Here is a 19,549-nt window from a genome sequence, read left to right on the forward strand (position 1 = left end):
CGATTGCCGACAGCCCCTAAACCGCGCCGCACTCAGGCGGAACGCAGCGAGGCGATGCGCGCCCGCCTCGCCGCTGCGGCTTACGAGACGATCGCGCAAGGCGGCTTCAATGCCCTGCGCATGCGCAACGTGGCGCAGGCGGCGGGCGTCTCGCAAGGCGCGCTGATGCACCACTTCCCGGACAAGAACGCGCTGGTTCTCGCCGCCGTGGAGCAGGCGCTGGCGCTGGCCGAGCAGGACAGCGGCGTCGGCGACCTCGCGCCCGATGCATCGCCCGAAGCGGTGCTGCGCGCGCTGCTGGACGACCTGCACGGGTTCTTCTTCAGCGACCGCTTCTGGGTGGCCATCGGCATGACCATGGAAGCGGCCAAGGACGCGGAATTCTACCCCGTCCTGCGCGGCAGCGTCAGCGGGCTGCGCACGCCGGTCTATGAAGGCTGGAAAAAGCGCCTCGCCGCCGCAGGCTGGAGCGAGGAGGAAGCGCAAGGGGCGGTGCGCTCGGCGGCGGCGATGATCTCGGGCTTCTCGATCCGCCGCTTCTGGGCGGAACCCGATGCGCTGGAGGAAACCCTGACGCAGCAGTGGATCGCCGAGCGACTGGCGCGGCGCTGAACCCACCGTCGTCATTGCGAGCGCAGCGAAGCAATCCAGGGCGGCCTTGAACTGCCCTGGATTGCTTCGCTGCGCTCGCAATGACGAAAGACGGGGACGACGAAAGACGGGGACGACAAAGAGGTTCAGCCCTTCGCGCGAGGCGCGCGGGGCAGCTTCTTCACCTTGATCCCGGCGCCATCGCGGGTGCGCTCGCCGATCATGCGCAGGAACGCGCGCTGGCGCAGGATGCCGAAGAAATCGAGCATCGAGGGCAGCGCCACTTCCAGCATCGCCGCAGCCTCATCCTCGCCCATCTGGCCTTCGACCTGTTCGAGGAACAGCTTCGCCTCGTTCGCCGCGACGAATTCGGACGCCTTGACGTAGTAGTCGAGGATGTCGGGCGGGAAGCCGTGCTCCTCGTCGAAGCCGACGCTGCGCATGCGGCTCCAGATGTTAAGCAGTTCGGCATCGGTGATGCTGATCATCGGGCCGTCCTCGCCCTCGGCCAGTTCGATGATCTCCAGCTTCGCCAGCGCGCGGGCATCGCCCGGCGCCTTGGGGTTCTGTTCCGCGAGCGTCGCCAGCGACAGGTAGCCCTTGCGCACGCCGACGCGGCCGGACACCAGTTCCTCCAGATGGCCGAGCGCGTTGGCACCGATCTGCGTCGACCCGTTCTGCCCGCTGAGCGCCGCCTTGATCTGCGGCAGGGTCATGCGCGAATCCTGCTGCAGCTTGCGCACCGCGAGAATCGCGCGGACGTGCTCCTCGCCGTAATCGGCCACGTTGCGCGCCGGACGGTGCGGATCGGGGAGCAGCCCGGCACGGAACAGCACGCGGATGGTTTCGCGGTTCACACCGGTACGGGCTTCCAGATCACGCATTTTCATGGGCCTTCCATACGCATTCCAAGCGGGAATGTCTTGGCCGACCGAGATGCAATTTCACGGATTGCCATAACGCATTTTTTGCGTATAGATATAACGCAATTATTGAGCATTCCTGTGGAGAGGAACATGGACTACTCGCGCTACTATCTGGGCGTGCTGTTGCAGGTGGCGGTGATCGCCAGTTTCATCGTCGGCGGGCCGTGGGTCTGGGTCGGCATCGCCAGCCTGCCCGCGTTCGGCCTTGTCGACAGCGTGCTGCCCAACGACTTTCGCGCCCGCCGCATCCGGCATGAAGGGCTGGTCGAGATCCCCGTGTGGCTCTGCGCGCTGCTGGGTCCGGTGATCTACCTTGCCGCCGCTTACTGGGCCGCACGCAATCCCGGCGCGAGCGGGTGGGAATATGCGGGCGTCATCGCCTCGTGCGCGTGGCTTAGCGTGATCCCGCTGGTCCCCGCAACGCACGAACTGTACCACCAGCGCGGCAAGCTGCGCCGCCTCGTCGGGCGCTACTGCCAGGTCTGCTACCTCGACGCCACGCGCGAGATCGCGCACGTGGTGGGCCACCACATCCACGTCGCCACCACGCTCGACGGCGACACCGCGCCGCGCGGCACCAGCCTCTACGCCTTCACCCCGCGCGCGGTGGTGGAGAGCACGAAGGAAGCGTGGCGCTCGGAAAGCGACAATCTGGAGAAGATGGGCAAGGGCCGCTGGTCGATCGGCCACCGGGTATACCGCGCGGCGCTGGTGCTGCTGGCGTTCCACGCGATCCTGTTCGCGATCGGCGGCTGGCGCGCAAACGCCGTGGCGCTGGCCGGGATGATCGGCGCGCGGTTCTGGATCGAGAGCTTCAACTACTTCCAGCACTACGGTCTTATCCGGATTCCCGGCACCCAGATCGACCGCCGCCATGTGTGGAACCATCTGAAGCCGATCTCGCGCGTGATGGGCTTCGAGATCACCAACCACGCCGATCACCACACCAACAGCTTCGCGGCGTTCTACGAACTGGTGCCCGATCGGCAGTGGATCCCGATGCCGAGCGTGTTCGTGTGCTTCTTCTCGGCGCTGATCCCGCCCTTGTGGCACCACAAGGTCATCATGCCCGCGCTGCGCCGCTGGGACAACGAGATGGCCTCTCCCGCCGAGCGCGAACTGGCACGCGAACAGAACCGCCGTGCCGGATGGCCCGACTGGTTCGAGGACAAGCCCGTGGCCGAAGGACAGATGGCGGCGGCGTAAGGCCCCCTTCGTCATTGCGAGCGCAGCGAAGCAATTCAGGGCCGCGTAAACCGCCCTGGATTGCTTCGCTGCGCTCGCAATGACGAGGGAGGTGGCCTTTGAGTGGCAGCCTCGCCGCTCCGGATCAGGCCTGCAATCGCTGCCCGATCCGGTCCATGGCTCCCGATGGAAGCCCCGCCATCGCCTCAAGGTAGGCTGCGGGGCTTGCGCTGATCTCGCCGATCTTGGCGAGGCCGGCTTCCAGATACTCCGGCCGCACCGACATGGCTTCTTCCAGCACCCATTGCGAACCGCGAGCACGATCCTTGCCGAGCAGCGCGTCGAGCCCGGACTCGATGCGCTCCGGTCCCATGGCGTTGGTCAGCAGGTAGTCGTGGAACACGTCGTCGCGGTGGACACCGAGCGCGATTTGCACCAGCGCGACCGCCAGCCCGGTGCGGTCCTTTCCGGCGAAACAGTGGATCAGGGTGGCGCCGTCGTCCTGGTCCAGCGCGGTCACCAGATGGCCCATGGATTCGCGAAAGCGCGGGCTGTCGGGCAGGATGCGGTAGATCCGTGTCATATGCGCGACGACTTCCTCGATCGTCGTCATCTTCAGGAACGCGGCGACGGCGTGGGGGATCGTTTCGTCATGGGCGGTCGCCCGGCGGATCGCACCGGCATAGCCGTCGAAGGCCCCGCCCCTTTCGAGCGTGCACTCCGAACCGGCGCGCAAGTCGATGATCGTCGCCACGCCGAGCGCGGACAGGATGCCCTCGAACCCCGCCCCCGCCGCTTCGAGCTGGCCCGAACGCAGCAGGCGCCCGGGCTTGAGCCGGGCGCCGGTGGCGGTGGCATAGCCGCCGAAGTCACGCAGGTTGTGGACGGGCGAGCCCGCCGGAAACGCGCCCTGAAGAACCGGGGGGGTGCCGGTGGCCGGCTGGCTGTTCGATGTCATCACGCAAGAATCCCGTTGCTGGATTTCGAGGGGCCTTCTGGCAGCTTCGGCGCCTCGGGGTCAACGAAATGGTACATGGATTTACGATTTCCCGTCAGTGCCGCCCCTTCTCCAGCAGTGCGGTCAGGTGGCTCAGCACCACATGGGCGGAGGTCGCCAGCCAGCTGAGCAGTGCGTCCTGATGGTTGTTGCCGTCGCGCGCGGCGGTGAGGCAGCTGGAGAGGTCGATCACCGCGCATTTCCACGCGGCGAGCACGTCGTAGAAGAACAGCGCGGCCGGATCGACCGTGCGGCCCGAGGCATTTTCGTAGGCGGACAGGAATTCGTCCCGCCGGAACAGGCCCGATGTCATCGTCTCGCCATCGGCACCCCGGTTGGCAAAAATGGGCTGGAGATTCCAGGCGAGGTCCTCGTGGAAGTCGCCGACGTGCGCCAGTTCCCAGTCAAGGATGGCGGTGACTTCGCCGCCCGCAGGGTCGAACAGGTAATTGCCGGTGCGGTAGTCTCCGTGGACCAGCACCGGGTCGGTGCAAGCAGGCAGGTTCTCGCGCAGCCAGCATTCGGCCAGCGCCATGATCGGGAAGGCATCGACGACGTCATCCGCCCAGACCTTGCCCCACCAGTTGACCTGCCGCAGCGCCATTTCGTGCGGGTCTCCGCCCGGCATCGCGAAGTCCGGCAGCGCGGCGGCGCGATAGTCGAAGCCATGGATGCACACGAGGTTGTCGATGAAGGCGGGCGCCAGCAGCGCGATCCAGTGCGCGTCGAAATCGGTGCGCAGACCCGATACGGAGGCGGCGGCCTGCGGCGGCTTGGCGACGCCGGGCACGAACGTCGTGACCAGCGCGGGCAGGCCGAAGGTGGCGCCGTCGATATCGGCATGGCGCACCTCGGGCACCGGCACGACCCCATGCATCGCACGCAGCACCTGATCCTCGCGGCGGCGGCATGTCTCGATGAGGCCCTCCAGCGGGTCCATGCGCAGGACGAGGCGCTCGCCGCCGTGGTCGAACACGAACTGCTCCTTGGAAGCACCGCCCGCCATGCGCCGCAGGCCCGAGATGCTGCCGGGGCCGTACAGGCTTTCGAGCGAGGCGGTGACCTGCGCGATGCTGCGCGGGATATAGGGCCCGGTGAGGCGGCGGGCCTTCTTCTCCTCGAGGATGGCGAAGATGCGAGGTTCGATGGCCACGCAGGTATCGGTGGTTTCGGCGGTCAGGATCACCGGGCGGTCTCCATGGTCAGGTTCGCGATGCTGTGCAGTTCGGCGGGGTTGAGGTCGAAACCGCTGGCGGCGAACCACGAACGATCGCGCAGCGACTGCCGCGTGCTGAAGGCAAGGACGGCATGGTGCAACGCCTCGCGAAAGGCGGGATCGCCATCCCTCGCGGCGGCGCGCACGAGGCTGTCGGTCGCGCGCATCACCGCCTTGTAGTGCGCTTCCGCCCCGCCGCCCGGCGCGCGCGCCTCGGCCAGATCGGCGGCGGCGGCGCGGGTGGCCGGGCCGCCGGAGGGCGCCAGCCCCTCCAGCGTCGCCTCGAGATCGGCAAGGCAGGTGCGCGCATAGCTTTCCGCCTTGCTCCACTGGATCGCCAGCAGGCGCAGGTGCCCGACGATCAGCGCCGCCTGCTCTGCGGCCAGGCTGTTGAGCGGATCGATCGCCGGGCGCACCACGTCCTCCATGGCGCGCACCATCGAGGCGATCCTGAGGTCGATGTCAGGCGTCATGCCAGATCGCTGCGCAGGCGATTGAGCGGGAAGCCCTCAAGGTACGTGCCCACGCCGATCGCCCCGTCGCTGCGGTGCCAGCGCGCCATCGTGATCGGCGAGAGGTTGTTGCCGTAAGGCACCCACGGGTGATGGACCAGCACGGAGCCCGAGACGGTATGTTCGCGGTCGTCGCGATCGACGATCGTCATCTCCATCGTCGTGGGGAACAGCCCCGGCCGGTGCGTGCGGACCGAGCCCGCCTTGGCCCCGCGCACTTCGCCGCCCACCAGCGCATAGCCGTGCTTGAAGACGTGCTGCTGCCCCACCGGCGCGGTGCGATCGACCGAGAAGATGCCGTGGAGCGCCAGCCCATCGTCGAAATGGGCATTGGCCCACAGGATCGGATGGAAGCCGTTCTCGGGACGCGGCCCCCAGCTGTGGTCCATGGTCGAGACGCAGTCGATCGCATGGGTCCGCCCGCCCAGCGAGAGCGAGCCCTTCATCCGCACCGTCATGTCGAAGTGCGCCGAATAGGCCGTCCCGAAGCCCGAGTTCGCCACCGCCGCCGCCGCGTCCGCCACGGCCATCGGGTCCATTGCGGGGTCGTGGATGTCGTAGGGCTCCATCAGCGCGGTGGCCTCGATGTGCAGCTTCACGCCGCCCGCATCGTAGTCGAGCACGTAGTCGCGGATCGAGGTGGCCTTGAACGACAGGCCGGTTTCCAGCCGGAAATCCTCGGCCCTATCCACCAGCGGGTTGTGGTTGATGAGGTCGATGTAGACCGCATCGTCGGCGCTGAACCCTGCCCGGTCGATGATCTCGATGTCGCTCACCGTCGCGCCCACTCCGGCGCGGTGGACGATGTAGATGAAGCCGAAGATGTTGGCCTCGGGAATGTAGAAGTTGAAGTATCCGGTCTCGGCCCAGTCGGCGCGGCTGACGTCGGGAAGGTGCAGGCGGGTGTCCGCATCGGTAATCATGCGTCTCTCTCCTTAAAAACGGTAGCTGAAGGTGGCGCCGTAGGTCGCGGGGCGGCCGGTGTAGCGGACGTAGACGTCCTGGGTCTGGAACGCGCTGGTCCAGTAGTACTTGTTGAAGACGTTGCGGCCCCATACCGAGAAGCGCCAGCTGTCGTCCGGCGCGTGCACACCGGCGCGCAGGTCGACCAGCGTATAGGCCCGGATTTCCAGCTGCGGGATGTCGCCGATGCTCGCGGTGGTGCGGCTGTTGTAGTTCGCCGAGGCCCCGACGAAGCCCTGCATCGAGGCCGTCAGCGGGAAATCATACCCCGCATCCGCCACCACCGACCACTTGGGCGAGAACGGGAAGCGCGCGCCCGAAAAGTCCGCCAGCTCGCCCGACTGGTTGAAGCCCGTGAACCGCGTGATCTCGGTATCGAGATAGGTCCCCGCCACGTTCAGGTGCAGGCCGTCCGCAGGCTGGATCACCACTTCGAGTTCGGCGCCCTTCACCCGCGACTTGGGCACCTGCACCAGCGCGTCGAGCGGCCCGAATATCTGGTCGAGGATACGCCCGCGCAGCTGCTTGTCCTTGTAATCATAGTAGAACACCGCGCCGTTCAGCTGCACCGCATGGTCGAACAGCGGTTGCTTGAAGCCCACTTCGTAAGCGGTGATCGATTCCTGCGCGACCGGCGCCAGTTCCTTGGCGGTGGCGGGCGCGACGGTCGGGAAGCTGCCTGCCTTGTAGCCCCGGCTGACGGTGGCGTAGATCAGCCCGCGATTGCCGGTCTTGTAATTGACGCCCGCCCGCCACGACAGGTTGTCCTCGTTCAGCTTGGCCTTGAGCGGGGTGATGAGCGGAAAGCCCTCGGCGGTCAGCGAATAGCACTGGCCCTCGGCGATCGGCACCACCGGCTGTCCGGGGCGGATCAGCGTTTGCAGGAATTCGAAGATCGGCGCGAAGCTCTCGTTGCCGCCCGGCCCCGGACCGACGAGCGCGCAGCTGGCGTTGTCGCGGCGGCTGTCGGTATAGCGCAGCCCCGCCTGCACCGTCAGGTTCGGGATCACCTCGTACTCGACATTGGCGAAAAGCGCCGCCGTCTTGATGAGGGAATCGTTGACCGGAGAGACGTTGCCGCCTTCCATCGGCCCGACGTAGTGCGTCGTCGCATCGGTGGCGTAATAGGTCGCGTGATCGCGCGTCTTGTCGCGCTGGTAATTGGCGCCGACGATCCAGCGCAGCCCCGCACTCGTGCCGGTCAGGCGCAGTTCCTGCGACAGCGAGGTGACTTTGCCGTCGGTCAGGATGTCGGCGATCTGCAGCGGCGTCGCGTCGTAGTCCTGGAAGGACTCGGTGCGATAGTGATTGTAGGCCGAGATCGAGGTGAGCGTGACCGTATCGCTCAGGTCGTAATCGACGCGCAGGCTCGCCTGGACGAAGCGGTCGTCGTGCTTCAGCGGGAACAGGTCGGTGGTCCAGTCGGCCGAGCGCGAGGTCAGCGGCTGCGGCGGCAGGGCGCGGATCGGCGCCTCGTTGGGATTGCCGGGCGCGCTGATGAAGGTCTCGGTGCGCTGCGGCGCCTGCGAGTCCGATTTGTCGAGCCAGCCGTTGACGTTGAGCGCCACCTTCAGCGTATCGGTCGGCTGCCAGTCGAGCAGCAGGCGGGCCTGCGTCTCGCGCCGGTTGCCCAGTTCGTCGCCGCTGCTGCTGCTCTTCTGCCACGGCCCGCTGCGGATGGCGCGGGCCGAGAAGCGCGCCAGCAGGTTGGGCGTGATCGGCCCGCTGACGAAGCCTTGCGCATCGATCGTGTCGAAGCGCGAATAGCTGAGATCGGCGCCCGCCTGGAAATCCTGCGTCGGCTTGGCGGCCACGAAGTTGATCGCGCCGCCGGTGGTGTTCTGGCCGAACAGCGTGCCCTGCGGACCCTTGAGCACCTCGACCCGCGCCACGTCGAGCGCGGCAGCCTTGGTCATTGCGCTGAACGGCAGCGGCACTTCATCGGTATAGACCGCCACGGTCGGCGGCGTGGCGAGCGAGAACTCGACGAAGCCGATGCCGCGCAAGGTGTAGATAGGGGTGTTGAACGGCGACGGCTGCGCGGTCAGGCCCGGCACGATCTTGGCGAGGTCGGCGGTGCTGGAAATCCCCGCCTGAAGCAGTTGCTCGCCCGAGGCCGCGGTAATCGACAGCGGCACTTCGTTGATCGACTGCGAGCGCTTCTGCGCCGTCACGATGATCTCGGCGATGCCGGAAGACGTCGGCGGCGCGGTTTCGCTGGCCTGCGGCTCGGCAGTTTGCGCCCAGCCCGGCATCGGCGCAAGGGCGCTGGACGCAAGAAGAAGCCGGGCGAAACGCCCGTTGCACGCGAATGCTCTGTTCATGATGTTCTCCCAATACTTTGTTCTGGTTTTATTTTTACTTGGTAATCAGAAGAGCGATTGATCCCTCTGCTTTCCGCCCGAACACCTCCCTCCAATCCCGCTCAGCCTGAGCCTGTCGAAGGCCCCGAAGCGCGGCGATAGGCTGCCTGTGCTTCGACAAGCTCAGCATGAGCGGAAACAGGGGGGAGCCATGGGGCAGGATGGGGGGCGGATCGCTTAAGCCGTCAGCGCGGCTCCGGCCTTGTCGCCCTGCCCGTCGAACCAGTCGGGCCAGCCGGCGCGGCGGTTCTGTTCGCGGGCCAGTTCGCGTTCTTCGGGGCTGGCCAGTTCGTTGTCCCAGCGGCGCAGCGCGGGCTTGATGATGAGGTTGTGCCACAAGGGCGGGATCAGGGCCGAGAAGAAGCACACGAACACGCTCGGCATGCGGATCCACTGCCGGTCCGGGACCAGTTCGTGATAGGCCGCGAAACTGTTGGTGTGGTGATCGGCGTGGTTGGTGATCTCGAAGCCGATCAGGCGCGAGAGCGGGCGCAAGTGGTTCCACACATGGCGCCGCGCGATCGGGCCGTCCTCCAGCCGGACCAGGCCGTAGTGCTGGAAGTAGTTGAAGCTCTCGATCCAGAAGCGCGCGACGATCATGCCCGCCAGCGCCACCGCATTGGCGCGCCACCCGCCGACCGCGAAGAGGATCGCCTGGAAGATCGCCTGCGCCAGCAGCGCCTTGTAGAGCCGGTGGCCGATCGACCAGCGCCCCTTGCCCTGTGCGGCAAGGCCGTCGCTCTCGGTCGTCAGCGCCTCGATCGTGCTGGAAAGCACGGCGCGCACGGTGAAGCCGTAAAGCGATGTGCCGCGCGGCGCGGTATCGCCGTCCTTCACGGTCGCGACATGGATATGGTGCCCCACGACATGCGCGATCTCGCGCGTGCAGTCGAGGTAGCAGACTTGCGCATAGCGGCCGACGAAACGGCGCAGCTTGCCGCGCTGGTGGTAAAGCTCGTGGCTGGACGGCACCAGCGGCACCACCGAAAGCCAGCCGAGTGAAAGAATGACACCGATGTACTGACCCGCGGTGGCATCGGGTGCGCGGACCACCCAGAAGGCGGCGGCTACGTAGAGCCCCGGAGCCAGGAATGTCGCCAGCCACACAGGCAGATCGGCCGCGAAACCGCGCTTCATCCGGCGCGCGGAAAGATCGTCCGGCAGAATGCTGTCTAATAGAGCGAGGGCCGGCAGGGACGCAATTCCCGTCCAGACCCAATACCCTCCCAACGCGAATCCGGCATATGTACATAGCTGGACGAGCGCCGCTACATAGTAGCGAATACTGGACATGTTCCTCTCCTACATTTCATAGGATTTATTTTTATATTTTGTGTCTGGTATTTCTTACGCGGAGCATGCCGGGTTTCGGCGCGGGGACATTTCCCCTGTGGGCCATCGGCGTCGCTGTAGTGGAATGTATTACATTACAGATGATGACCGTCAACTGATTTATCAATATTGCGTAAAATTTATACGCAGTCCAGACTGCGCCGCGCGGCGCCTTGCGGGATCGATTCCCCGGCAAGGCGCAGGGCCGATACGTCCCACAGGGACGACAAGGGAGAGAACTGCATGATACTCAAAGGAAAGACCGCCATCGTCACGGGCGGCGCGACCGGCATCGGCCGCGCCATCGTCGAGCGATTCCTGGCCGAAGGCGCGCAAGTCGCGATCGCCGACATCAAGGGCGCCGAGGACGCCGCTGCCGCGCTGGGCGCCAATGCCTTCGGCGTCGCCACCGACGTCGCCGACAAGGCCAGCACCGAATCGATGGCACGGGCGGTGACCGACCGGTTCGGCGGCATCGACATTCTCGTCAACAATGCAGGCATCTTCACCGGCCTCAACTACACCCCGATGGAAGCGATCGAGGTCGATGCGTGGCGCCGCATCATGGACGTCAACGTCATGGGCCCCTGGCTCTGCGCCCGCGCGGTGCTGCCTGCGATGCGTGCCGCCGGCGGCGGCAGGATCATCAACATCGCCTCGGTCATCGCCAACCTCGGCATCCCCTTCATGCTGCACTATGTCGCATCCAAGGGCGCGCTCGGCGCTATGACGCGCGCGATGGCGCGCGAACTCGGCGCGACGCAGAGCGGGATCCTGGTGAACTCGATCTCGCCGGGCTACACCCACTCGGACAACGCGGTCGCCAACGCCGACCAGCACGCCGCCTTCGAAGGCACCGCGGCCTCGATGCGCACGATCGCCCGGCCGCAGCAACCGGGCGACATCGCCGGCGCCGCGCTGTGGCTTTCCGGTCCGGACGGCGGCTATATCAACGGCCAGAACATCGCCGTCGATGGCGGCATCTTCATGACCCAGTGACGCAGTGCCTCCCCGCGCGTTACGCACGCACGGGGAGGCACTTCAGATATGGCTGTGGCACCCTTGTGGTACCTCTAGGTGCCGTTGAGTGCATCCCGGTTCCGGGTCAGGTAAGAGCGGCTCAGCACGTCCTGCTGCACCCCGAAACCCAGCATTCCCGCGCAGTTCCAGCGCATGAAGCTCTGCGCATAGACCATCGAGGGGAACGGCGCCCAGACGCACCCGTTGATCGCCGCCGCCGTCAGTTCATGCCGCCGCCCCAGCGCATCCTCCACCTGCAGGTGGTTGGACATCGGCAGCCCGGCGTGGCGCTCCACCGCCCCTTGCGCGGAGACAAGACCGCTGACCACGCCGTCCTCCAGCACGTAGCCGCTGATGAGCGGGCCGAAGCCCGACCGCGCCGCCGGATCGAGGCCGAGGAAGGCGTGAACCGTCAGCTTTTCCGCGAAAGAGCCGTGAATCCAGGTGGCATTGCCGTTGTCCCGTTCCTTGCGCGGCCCCCAGCTGCGGTCCAGCGTATCGACGCAATCGACCGCGTAATCGCGCCCGCGCAGCCGCAGGCGTCCGGTGATCCGGCCGGTGATCTCGTAGTGCCCGGAGAACGCCGCCCCTCCCCAGCCCGCGCCGATGCGGCCCGCCGCCATCGGGTCCATCGCCGGGTCGTTCATGTCGAACGGCGCCATAAGTGCCTGAAAATCAAGTTCGAATGCGGTATCGTCGATACCTTCGTAGCGTATCCGGTAATGGGAAAGCGGGGCGACTGCCTCCACCGCCAGCCCATTGGAAAAGGCATAACGCAGCAGCGAGGTCGGGCACGGCAGATGCTGCTGGTTGTCGACATAGGCCTGCGCCTCCCACGCCGGAGCGATGCGGTCCTGCACCAGCACATCGACCATCGCCACGCCCAGCTTCGGCCGCGAAAGCACGTAGATGCTCCCGGAAATGCAGGCTTCGGGCACCGAAAACGGGAAGAAGTTGGTCTCGCACCAGTCGTAGGATGCATCGGCGCCGAACTGGAATTCGGCGTGTTCCCTGGCAATCATTCGCCATCCCTTCAATCAGTTGCCCGCGACCATGGCCTCCACGGTCGGCAGCGAATCCGCATCGTGGTCGAAGCCCGCATCCTGAAACCAGCTACGCGCCCGCCGCGCCTGCCGGATGGAAAAGGCCAGCACCGCCGCGTCTATGGCGCGCCGCACGGCGGGTTCGCCGTCCTGCGCCATCGCGCGCACCAGCCCCTCCAGCGCGCGGCCGACGCGGTGGAAGGCAAGGCGCGGGTCGGCGGGATCGTCCACTTGCGCGCAGACCCCGGCCAGTTCGCGCCGCGCCCCCACTGCCGCAGGTCCGCCCTCGACCGGCGGCAGCGCGGCGACCACGGCCAGCAGGTCCGTCAGACACAGCGCGTGATAGGCGCCGATCAGCGGCATGTGCCGCTCCAGCATGCGCAGTTGCGCGAGCACCACGCCGCATTGCTCCACCGCCAGCAGATTGCCGGAATCGACTGCCGGAACAACGACATGCTCCAGCGTCTGCACGACACTGGCGAGGCGGATGATCGGGTCCGGTGTCATGCCATTTCTCCCGAAAGCAGCTCGCACAGGGTGCCGGACATCCCGGCCGTGCACGAGGCGAGGAACGCCAGCAGCGCGTTCTGGTGGTTGGTCCCGTCGCGCGCCGCGATGATCGACGAGCAATGGTTCATGGCGATCAGCTTGTAGCTCGTCAGGACGCGATACCAGTGCAGCGTCGCCGGGTTCACCGTGCGCCCGGTCAGCGCCTCGTAGCGCGAAATCAGGTGCTCGGTGGTGAACATCGAGCCGACATGGAACACGCCGTCGGCATCGCGGTGGCCGAACAGCGGCTCGAAACTATAGGCGAGATCCTCATGGAAATCGCCGATATGCGTCAGTTCCCAGTCCAGCAGCGCGGTGATTTCCTGCCGATCCTCGTCGAACAGGAAATTGCCGACGCGGTAGTCACCGTGGAGCAGGACCGGCTGCTCGCAGACGGGCAGATGGTCGTAGAGCCAGGTCTCGGCCAGCGTCAGCAGCGGCAGGGAATCGGTTTCCTCCAGCGCCCGCACGCGGGTCCAGTAATTGACCTGCCAAAGCGCCGCGTCGGTGGTTTCGGGCCGGGGAACGACGAAATCGTCGAGCCCCGCCGCGCGATAATCCACCGCGTGAATGGCGGCGAGATGGCCGATGAACTGCGAGGTCAGCGCAGCCCCGAGGCTTTCCCCGAACCGCGCCTTCAGCCCCGATGGCCCCGCGCCGCTGTCGCTGGGCTTGGTCACGCCGCCGACGAAGCCGGTGACCATCAGCGGCTGGCCCATCGTCTCCCCGTCGCCGTCCTCGGTCAGGACGGGCGGCACCGGCACCACACCCGCGACCGCGCGCAGGACTTGCGCCTCGCGGCGGCGGCAGGTCTCGATGATACCCTCGCGCGGGTCCATGCGCAGCACGCAGCGGGCGAAGGCGGGGTCGATCTCGCCCTCGACATCGAAGACGAACTGCTCCTTTGAGGCCCCTCCCCCCATGCGGCGCACGCCCCATGCCCGCGCGGCTATGCCTTCGCGGGCGAACAGGACCGAGAGCCCTTCCGCGATATCGGCCGCGGTTCGAGGGATATAAGGCCCCAGCTTGCGGCGTTCCTGTTTCGCCAGCAGGATTTCGAGGAGCCGGGGCTCGATCGCATCGCGGTCGATCGCGGCCACCGGTTCTTGCGCTAAGCGCTGTGCCTGGGTCTGCATGACTCCCTCCCTTTTTCTATTTTCCGGTGAACACGGGCTGCCGTTTCTGAGCGAAGGCGGTGATGCCTTCGCGCGCGTCGGCAGAGGCGGCGGCGCGGGCCATCGCCTGTGCTTCGGCCTCCATCTGCGCCTCCGCCGGGACTTCGCCCGAGAGACGCAGCAGGCGGCGGATTTCGCCGATGGCGCGGGTCGGTCCGGTGGCGATCTGGCGGGCGAGTTCTTCCGCCCGCGCCGCCAGTGCCTCGTCGCCTTCCAGCACTTCGTCGACCAGCCCGGCCCGGGCGGCGGCGGCCGCGTCCCAGGTCTCGTTGAGGATCAGGAAGCGGCGCGTATGGCTGCGTCCCATGCGGTGTACCAGCGAAAGCGAAGCACCGCCGTCGCAGGCCAGCCCGATCCCGGAATAGGCCGAGACAAACCGCGCCCGGTCGCTCGCCAGCACGAAGTCCGCCCCCGCCGCCAGCGCCACCATGCCGCCCGCGCAGACGCCGTGGACCGCCACCACGATCGGCGCATCAAGGCGCTGCAGCCGCAGAATTCCGGTATGGAAGTCGCCGGTCCACTGCTTCATCAGGCGCGGCAGTTCGTCCAGCCTTGGCAGGAAACCCGCGATGTCGCCGCCATAGCCGAAGGCCCTGCCTTCCGCGCGGATCAGCACGGCACGAACGTCGCTGCGTTCCGACAGGTCGACCGCCACGTCATAGAGGTCGCGGCAGAATGAGCCGTTGATGGGGTTGCCGGTCTCGGCCTTGGTGAACGTCAGCGCGGCGATGCCGCCCTGCACGTCGAGGCGCATCGTCTCGTAGCTCATGCCTCGACACTCGCCAGCGGCGCCAGCCTGTCGTCGAAGGCGTTCAGGTCCGGCACGGCGAGCACCGGGCGACGGTCGATCTGCGCCACGACGCCGCGCAAATCGTCCAGCAGGGCTGCCCGCGCCGGCTCGCCGATATAAGGCACGTTGTAGCCGACGAAGGGCTCCAGCACGCTGGTGCCGACATAGCCCAGCGTGCCCTGGAAGAAATGCCGCATCATGCCGGTGACCAGTTCGCCGTGCACGCCTTGCGCGCCGAACATGTTCTCGCGCCCGCCCAGGCTCATGGCCGCGAAACTGCGCTTCCCGGCCAGTCCGCCGCGTCCGTAGAGGCGCTTTCCGCCATAGCAGACGCCCGACAGCATCACCCGGTCGAACCAGCCCTTCAGAATCGCGGGTGCGCCGAACCAGTAGATCGGGAAGGTGAACACCAGCAGGTCGGCGGCCAGAACCGGTTCGATCTCTTCGAGGATATCGGGTGCCAGCGTGCCGCTTTCGTAGCCGTGGCGCTGCTCCAGCGCGTAGACGAGGCGCTCATCGTCGCGGCGGCTGCCGAAGTCGGCGGGCGAGGCGACCGGGTTGAAGCGCTTGGCGTAGAGGTCGGAAATCGTGACTTCGTGACCGTCCGCCTCAAGCTGCGAAGCGATGACGGTCTTCATGGCGGTGACGAAGGAATCGCCCTCAGAATGGGCGTGAACGAGATGGGCTTTCATCGCGGCGTCTCTCCGGCGCTGTAGAGGATGGTTTCGGGCAGGGGCAGGCTCGCCGGGTCGCGGTCGAAGCCGGTGTCGGCCACCCAGGCGCGTTCGAGCAACGTCTGCCTGCGGGTGTGTTCCAGCACCACCGGTCCGATCGCGCGCAAGGTGGCAGCGTCTTCTCCGGCCTGCTGCACGGCGGTCTCGATCGCACCGCGCAAGGCCCTGACCGCCTGCTCCAGAGCGGTGCGGTCAGGCACCACCGGCGGGGCAATCGCGCGCACGTCCTCGATGGCCTGCGTGAGTTCGCCGCGCACGGGGTGCGCATCGGGCAGGCACGCGGCCACTTCGCTGCCGAAGGCGCTGAAGTCATGCGCATCGTGTACGTGGAAGGCGTATTCCTGGGGGATCTGCTTGCGCACCAGCGCCAGCGATCGGACGATCAGCGCCAGTTGCTCACGCGCGAAATCGGCGTCGGGCGGCAGGACCGGTGCGACGATGTCCTCCAGCGCCTTCTGCACGGCGGCGAGGCGCAAGGGTGTGTCAGGAACCATTCTCGGCCCTTTCCAGATGCTGTAGAAGCGTATCGACGCAGACATGGCCGAAGCCCGCCAGCCATGTCAGCAGTATGTCCTGATGGCTCTTGCCGCCGATCACACAGCGGATGCCGGTGGCGAGGACGATGATCGCCGACTTCCAGGTGTTCATGACGCTGTAGTAGGCGATCTTGCGCGGATCGACCGGGAAGCCCGTGGCCCGTTCGTAACGCTCCAGGAACTCGGCCTGCTCGATCAGGCCGCAGACGATGAAGCGCCCTTGGGCATCGCGATAGCCGTAACCTTCCTGCAGCGTCCAGGCGAGGTCTTCGTGGTAATCGCCGAGGTGGGCCAGTTCCCAGTCGAGAACCGCCGTCACTTGCGCGGTGGCGGGATCGAACAGGAAGTTGCCGGCGCGAAAGTCATGGTGGATCACCACCACTCGCTCGATCGGTGGCGCATTGGCGCGCAGCCACTGCGCGGTGTAGCGGATGATGGGCATCGGCTCGAACGAGTCTTCCTCCCATATCCGTTCCCACCAGTTGATGACCTGATGGACCCCGGCGGTGCTGTTGGGCTCCGGCCGATCGAAGGCGTAGAGATCGGCCGACTGCCAGTCGAATTGATGTATCCGCGCCAGTAGATCGACGAACTGTCCGCCTAGCGCATCCTGCAGTTCGGACGAGAACCCGGTGCCCAGCCCGGTGACGTTGCCGCCCGAGCCCGGCGCCTTGGTCACGCCCTCGACAAACCGGGAGATCATCGCCGGACGGTCGAACCATTGCCCCTCCGCGTCTACCCAGGGCGCATCGGGCACCGGCACCGTACCGGCCATCGCGCGCATCATCTGGAATTCGCGCAGGCGGTGTGTCTCGACGACGGATTCGGGCGGTTCGCGCCGAAGGACATGGCGCGCCTCGGTTCCGTCCGGTTGTGCCAGCGTGAAACTGAACTGCTCCTTCGACGCCCCACCGCCCAGCGGCGCGACTTGGGAGACCCGGGCGCCCGGCATGGCGTGCGCGAAGAAGCGTTCCAGCCTTGTCGCGATCTCGCTGACCGGACTAGGCACGTAAGGTGGGCCGGAACGCGCCTGCAGCTTTCGGGTAAGCGCCTGATCGATGGTGCGTTCGGTCGGATAGCGCAGGCGCAGCGCATCGATCCACTCGCGGGTGGGATGCTGCTTGCTATCCATCGCAGCGCCCGATCAATTTCTCGATGGAGGGCAGATCGGCGGTGTTCACGTCGAAGCCGCAGGCCGCGAACCAAGCCCGGTCCCGGGCGGCCTGACGGTTTGCATGCAGCAGGACTTCGCGGTGCAGCGCTCGGCGAAAGTGCGCGTCGCCGTCCCGATCAGCGGCGCGGACCAACTCTTCCAGCGCTTCGGACAAGGCGCGGTAGGCGACTTCGCCGCGCACGGGAGGCTTTCCGGCGAGGGCCGCCAGTCCAGCGGCTGCGGCAAGGGTTTCGGGCCCTCCCGCCGCGTCGATCCTGCCGGAGACCTCGACCAGATCCTGCATGCACAGGCGCGCGTAGTCCTCCAGTTTGTCCCACTGCGCCTCCAGCATGCCGATATGCGCGAGCATCAGCCCGGCCTGCTCCTGCGCCAGCGGATTGCCGGGGTCGATCGCGGGCATGATGACCGTCGCCAGCGCGCGGCGCATGCTGGACAGGCGCACTTCGAAACCGGGGTTCATGCCGCCTTCTCCTCAAGCATCAGGCGCGTGATCTCGTCGAGCAAAGGGTGCGTGACCATCGACAGCCAGGTCAGCAGGATGTCCTGGTGGTTATGCCGGTTGGCCGCCGCTGTCAGGCCGCTGCTCGCCATCGCCACTACGCTCCACGACAGCAGGATGCGGTAGAAGCGCAAAGTGTCGCGATCGACGATGCGTCCCGTCTCGCGCTCGTAGCCGCCGATGAAATCCTCGACGGTCATGAGGTTGGAGCACAAGTAGCGCCCCTGTTCGTCGCGCGCGCCGAAGATTTCGACCAGCGACCATGCCAGATCCTCGTGATAGTCGCCGACATGGGCGAGTTCCCAGTCAAGGATCGCGGTGATTTCGCCGCTGTCGCCGTCGAACAGGTAATTCCCAGTACGGAAGTCCCCGTGGACGAGAACGAGCTCCCGCGCGGCGGGCAGGTTGCTGCGCAGCCAGGATTCGACGACCGCAAAGCCCGGGATCGGCGCATAGGCCCCCTCCCGCCAGACCCGCGCCCACAAGTTGACGCGTTGGCGCGCGGCCTGGAACGGGTCCGCATCGGGAATGGCGAAGTGCCGCAATCCTGCCGCCCTGAAATCGAAGCGATGGATCGCCGCCATCAGCCGGAGGAACTGCGGTCCGAGCCGCTCGCGCCATTGCGGCGTGAAGCCGGTGCCAAGGCCCGACACGCCTGCGCCCGCCTGCGGCGGCTTGGTGCTGCCCTGCTCGAACGAGGTTATCATCCCGGAAGCGCCGAGCCATGTCCCTTCATGATCCAGAAAGCGGGGACGGGGCACCGGAACCACGCCCTGCATGGCTTCCAGGATCTCGAACTCGCGCTGTCGGCTCGTTTCCAGCACGCCGTCGGTCGGGTCCATCCTGACCACGAGCTGTTCGCTGCCCTCTATGCACGGCGCGTCCAGCGTGAAGAGAAACTGTTCCTTGGACGCGCCCCCTGCCAGCCTGCGCAGGCCGCTTACCTTCGCAGCAGGATGGAGGTTCTGCGCGAACAGGCGCGTGAGCCGCTCGGTGATGTCGTCGATCGCGACAGGATGATAATCGGATGACGCCAGCTTCGCCGCCCGACCATCCAGCATATGCGCGAGCGTGGGGTCCTGGTCGTTCGGATCGGCGGCGCGATGCCGCGCATGATCCGGGCACAGTTGTACGACGCGGGAATCCCCGCCGAACCTTTCGGTCATACATTCTCCCATGTATCTCTATCTGTTATTATCCGGCGCCAGGCACCGGCAGATCACGATCAAGACTTGAGGAAAGAGAAGTCCCTGATATTCGGCCGGACTTGCCGGACTATCGCAGCTATCGTCCTGCGGTCTTCGTCGGACACGATGCCATAGACGATCAATGCGGCATCGTGCGTCATGCGGGCCACGAATTCGGCATCGTCCAAATCTTCCTGGACCCACAGGTCGATCACGCCGGAACTGTGCGTCAGCAATGCCAGTGCGACATCGTCACGCGAAAACGATCCATCGCTCGGATGGTCGGACAAGTAACCGCGCTCGACCAGTCCTGCGAGACTGCGACGCCAGAAGTCCAAAGCGCGGTCGAGGTAGACCGGCCGCGCACCCATGTCGCGCTCGCCCAGCTGGAACTTGTAGAGCGGGCGATAGAGACCCGGCCGCTCCACGAAGAGTTCCGCCGCGAACGTCATGGTGTGTATGGCGTAGAGGACCGGGTCCTTCTCCGAAACATCCGCTTCGCGGCCGCTGATGATCGCATCCAGGCACCGGTTCAGAAGGCTGTAGAGTACCGTCCCTTTCGATCCGAACAGGTTGTAGAACGTCGTCGGGCTGATCCCGACATGCTTGGCCAGCTGGTGCATCGTGAAGTCGGTACTGGATGTCGAAAGGATCAGCGCCTCGACGCTGTCGAGGATAAGGTCCTTGCGCTGGTCTTTCGGCAGCTTTCTCAACATTTCGGAATCCCGGCAGCACCTTCGGAATGCAGGCAATGTGT

Annotated in this window: 20 protein-coding genes; 3 read left to right on the forward strand and 17 right to left on the reverse strand. The window is 66.3% G+C overall.

Annotation, left to right across the window (positions count from 1 at the left end; translation table 11 throughout):
• The first annotated feature begins 3 nt into the window (after positions 1-3).
• Positions 4-612: a TetR/AcrR family transcriptional regulator gene (locus tag PKE80_RS04400; protein ID WP_271181455.1), complete on the forward strand. Its 609-nt coding sequence runs from the start codon at positions 4-6 to the stop codon at positions 610-612.
• A 125-nt stretch (positions 613-737) separates the two neighbouring features.
• On the opposite strand, the gene PKE80_RS04405 is transcribed toward PKE80_RS04400, so the two are convergent.
• Positions 738-1,481 carry a MerR family transcriptional regulator gene (locus PKE80_RS04405; RefSeq protein WP_271181456.1) on the reverse strand — a complete coding sequence of 248 codons (744 nt, stop codon included), beginning with the start codon at positions 1,479-1,481 and terminating at the stop codon, positions 738-740.
• A 126-nt stretch (positions 1,482-1,607) separates the two neighbouring features.
• On the opposite strand from PKE80_RS04405, the gene PKE80_RS04410 reads away from it, so the two are divergent.
• On the forward strand, positions 1,608-2,723 hold the full coding sequence (locus tag PKE80_RS04410) for an alkane 1-monooxygenase (protein WP_271181457.1): 1,116 nt from the start codon (positions 1,608-1,610) through the stop codon (positions 2,721-2,723).
• A 124-nt stretch (positions 2,724-2,847) separates the two neighbouring features.
• Here the strand turns inward: PKE80_RS04410 and PKE80_RS04415 are convergent, their stop codons facing one another.
• From PKE80_RS04415 to PKE80_RS04440, 6 genes are all read right to left on the reverse strand, one after another.
• A complete protein-coding gene (locus tag PKE80_RS04415) occupies positions 2,848-3,660 on the reverse strand; it encodes a tyrosine-protein phosphatase (RefSeq protein WP_271181458.1) in 813 nt (270 codons plus the stop codon).
• 94 nt (positions 3,661-3,754) lie between these two features.
• Entirely contained in the window at positions 3,755-4,885 is a 1,131-nt protein-coding gene (locus tag PKE80_RS04420) for a phosphotransferase family protein (protein ID WP_271181459.1), read from the reverse strand.
• Positions 4,882-5,388, reverse strand: coding sequence for a hypothetical protein (locus PKE80_RS04425; protein ID WP_271181460.1), 507 nt, complete (start codon positions 5,386-5,388; stop codon positions 4,882-4,884). Before PKE80_RS04425 ends, PKE80_RS04420 begins: the two co-directional genes overlap by 4 nt.
• Positions 5,385-6,350, reverse strand: a complete 966-nt coding sequence (locus tag PKE80_RS04430) for a DUF7064 domain-containing protein (RefSeq protein ID WP_271181461.1) — start codon at positions 6,348-6,350, stop codon at positions 5,385-5,387. The genes PKE80_RS04425 and PKE80_RS04430 overlap by 4 nt, the downstream gene beginning before the upstream one ends.
• A gap of 12 nt (positions 6,351-6,362) precedes the next feature.
• Complete coding sequence (locus PKE80_RS04435; protein ID WP_271181462.1) at positions 6,363-8,714, reverse strand: TonB-dependent receptor; 2,352 nt, start codon at positions 8,712-8,714, stop codon at positions 6,363-6,365.
• A 216-nt stretch (positions 8,715-8,930) separates the two neighbouring features.
• Entirely contained in the window at positions 8,931-10,046 is a 1,116-nt protein-coding gene (locus PKE80_RS04440; protein ID WP_271181463.1) for an alkane 1-monooxygenase, read from the reverse strand.
• A 282-nt stretch (positions 10,047-10,328) separates the two neighbouring features.
• Between PKE80_RS04440 and PKE80_RS04445 the strand changes: the two genes are divergently transcribed.
• On the forward strand, positions 10,329-11,084 hold the full coding sequence (locus PKE80_RS04445) for an SDR family NAD(P)-dependent oxidoreductase (protein ID WP_036525234.1): 756 nt from the start codon (positions 10,329-10,331) through the stop codon (positions 11,082-11,084).
• 74 nt (positions 11,085-11,158) lie between these two features.
• Here PKE80_RS04445 and PKE80_RS04450 read toward each other — a convergent pair whose 3' ends face one another.
• The 10 genes from PKE80_RS04450 to PKE80_RS04495 are packed head-to-tail and all read right to left on the reverse strand — an operon-like array spanning position 11,159 to position 19,508.
• Positions 11,159-12,127: a DUF7064 domain-containing protein gene (locus tag PKE80_RS04450; RefSeq protein WP_271181464.1), complete on the reverse strand. Its 969-nt coding sequence runs from the start codon at positions 12,125-12,127 to the stop codon at positions 11,159-11,161.
• Positions 12,128-12,142: 15 nt separating this feature from the next.
• On the reverse strand, positions 12,143-12,655 hold the full coding sequence (locus tag PKE80_RS04455; protein ID WP_271181465.1) for a hypothetical protein: 513 nt from the start codon (positions 12,653-12,655) through the stop codon (positions 12,143-12,145).
• Entirely contained in the window at positions 12,652-13,833 is a 1,182-nt protein-coding gene (locus tag PKE80_RS04460; protein ID WP_271181466.1) for a phosphotransferase family protein, read from the reverse strand. Before PKE80_RS04460 ends, PKE80_RS04455 begins: the two co-directional genes overlap by 4 nt.
• 16 nt (positions 13,834-13,849) lie before the next feature.
• Entirely contained in the window at positions 13,850-14,641 is a 792-nt protein-coding gene (locus PKE80_RS04465) for an enoyl-CoA hydratase/isomerase family protein (RefSeq protein ID WP_271181467.1), read from the reverse strand.
• Positions 14,638-15,354: an NAD(P)H-dependent oxidoreductase gene (locus PKE80_RS04470; protein WP_036525239.1), complete on the reverse strand. Its 717-nt coding sequence runs from the start codon at positions 15,352-15,354 to the stop codon at positions 14,638-14,640. Before PKE80_RS04470 ends, PKE80_RS04465 begins: the two co-directional genes overlap by 4 nt.
• Complete coding sequence (locus PKE80_RS04475) at positions 15,351-15,890, reverse strand: hypothetical protein (RefSeq protein ID WP_271181468.1); 540 nt, start codon at positions 15,888-15,890, stop codon at positions 15,351-15,353. Before PKE80_RS04475 ends, PKE80_RS04470 begins: the two co-directional genes overlap by 4 nt.
• On the reverse strand, positions 15,880-17,064 hold the full coding sequence (locus PKE80_RS04480; protein ID WP_271181469.1) for a phosphotransferase family protein: 1,185 nt from the start codon (positions 17,062-17,064) through the stop codon (positions 15,880-15,882). The genes PKE80_RS04475 and PKE80_RS04480 overlap by 11 nt, the downstream gene beginning before the upstream one ends.
• Positions 17,057-17,566 (reverse strand): hypothetical protein, encoded by a 510-nt coding sequence (locus PKE80_RS04485; protein ID WP_271181470.1) that lies wholly within the window; start codon positions 17,564-17,566, stop codon positions 17,057-17,059. The genes PKE80_RS04480 and PKE80_RS04485 overlap by 8 nt, the downstream gene beginning before the upstream one ends.
• A complete protein-coding gene (locus PKE80_RS04490; RefSeq protein ID WP_271181471.1) occupies positions 17,563-18,771 on the reverse strand; it encodes a phosphotransferase family protein in 1,209 nt (402 codons plus the stop codon). The genes PKE80_RS04485 and PKE80_RS04490 overlap by 4 nt, the downstream gene beginning before the upstream one ends.
• Before the next feature lie 59 nt (positions 18,772-18,830).
• Entirely contained in the window at positions 18,831-19,508 is a 678-nt protein-coding gene (locus PKE80_RS04495; protein ID WP_036525245.1) for a TetR/AcrR family transcriptional regulator, read from the reverse strand.
• Positions 19,509-19,549 lie beyond the last annotated feature (41 nt).

Source organism: Novosphingobium resinovorum (genome assembly GCF_027922145.1).
Classification (GTDB): Bacteria; Pseudomonadota; Alphaproteobacteria; order Sphingomonadales; family Sphingomonadaceae; genus Novosphingobium; species Novosphingobium resinovorum.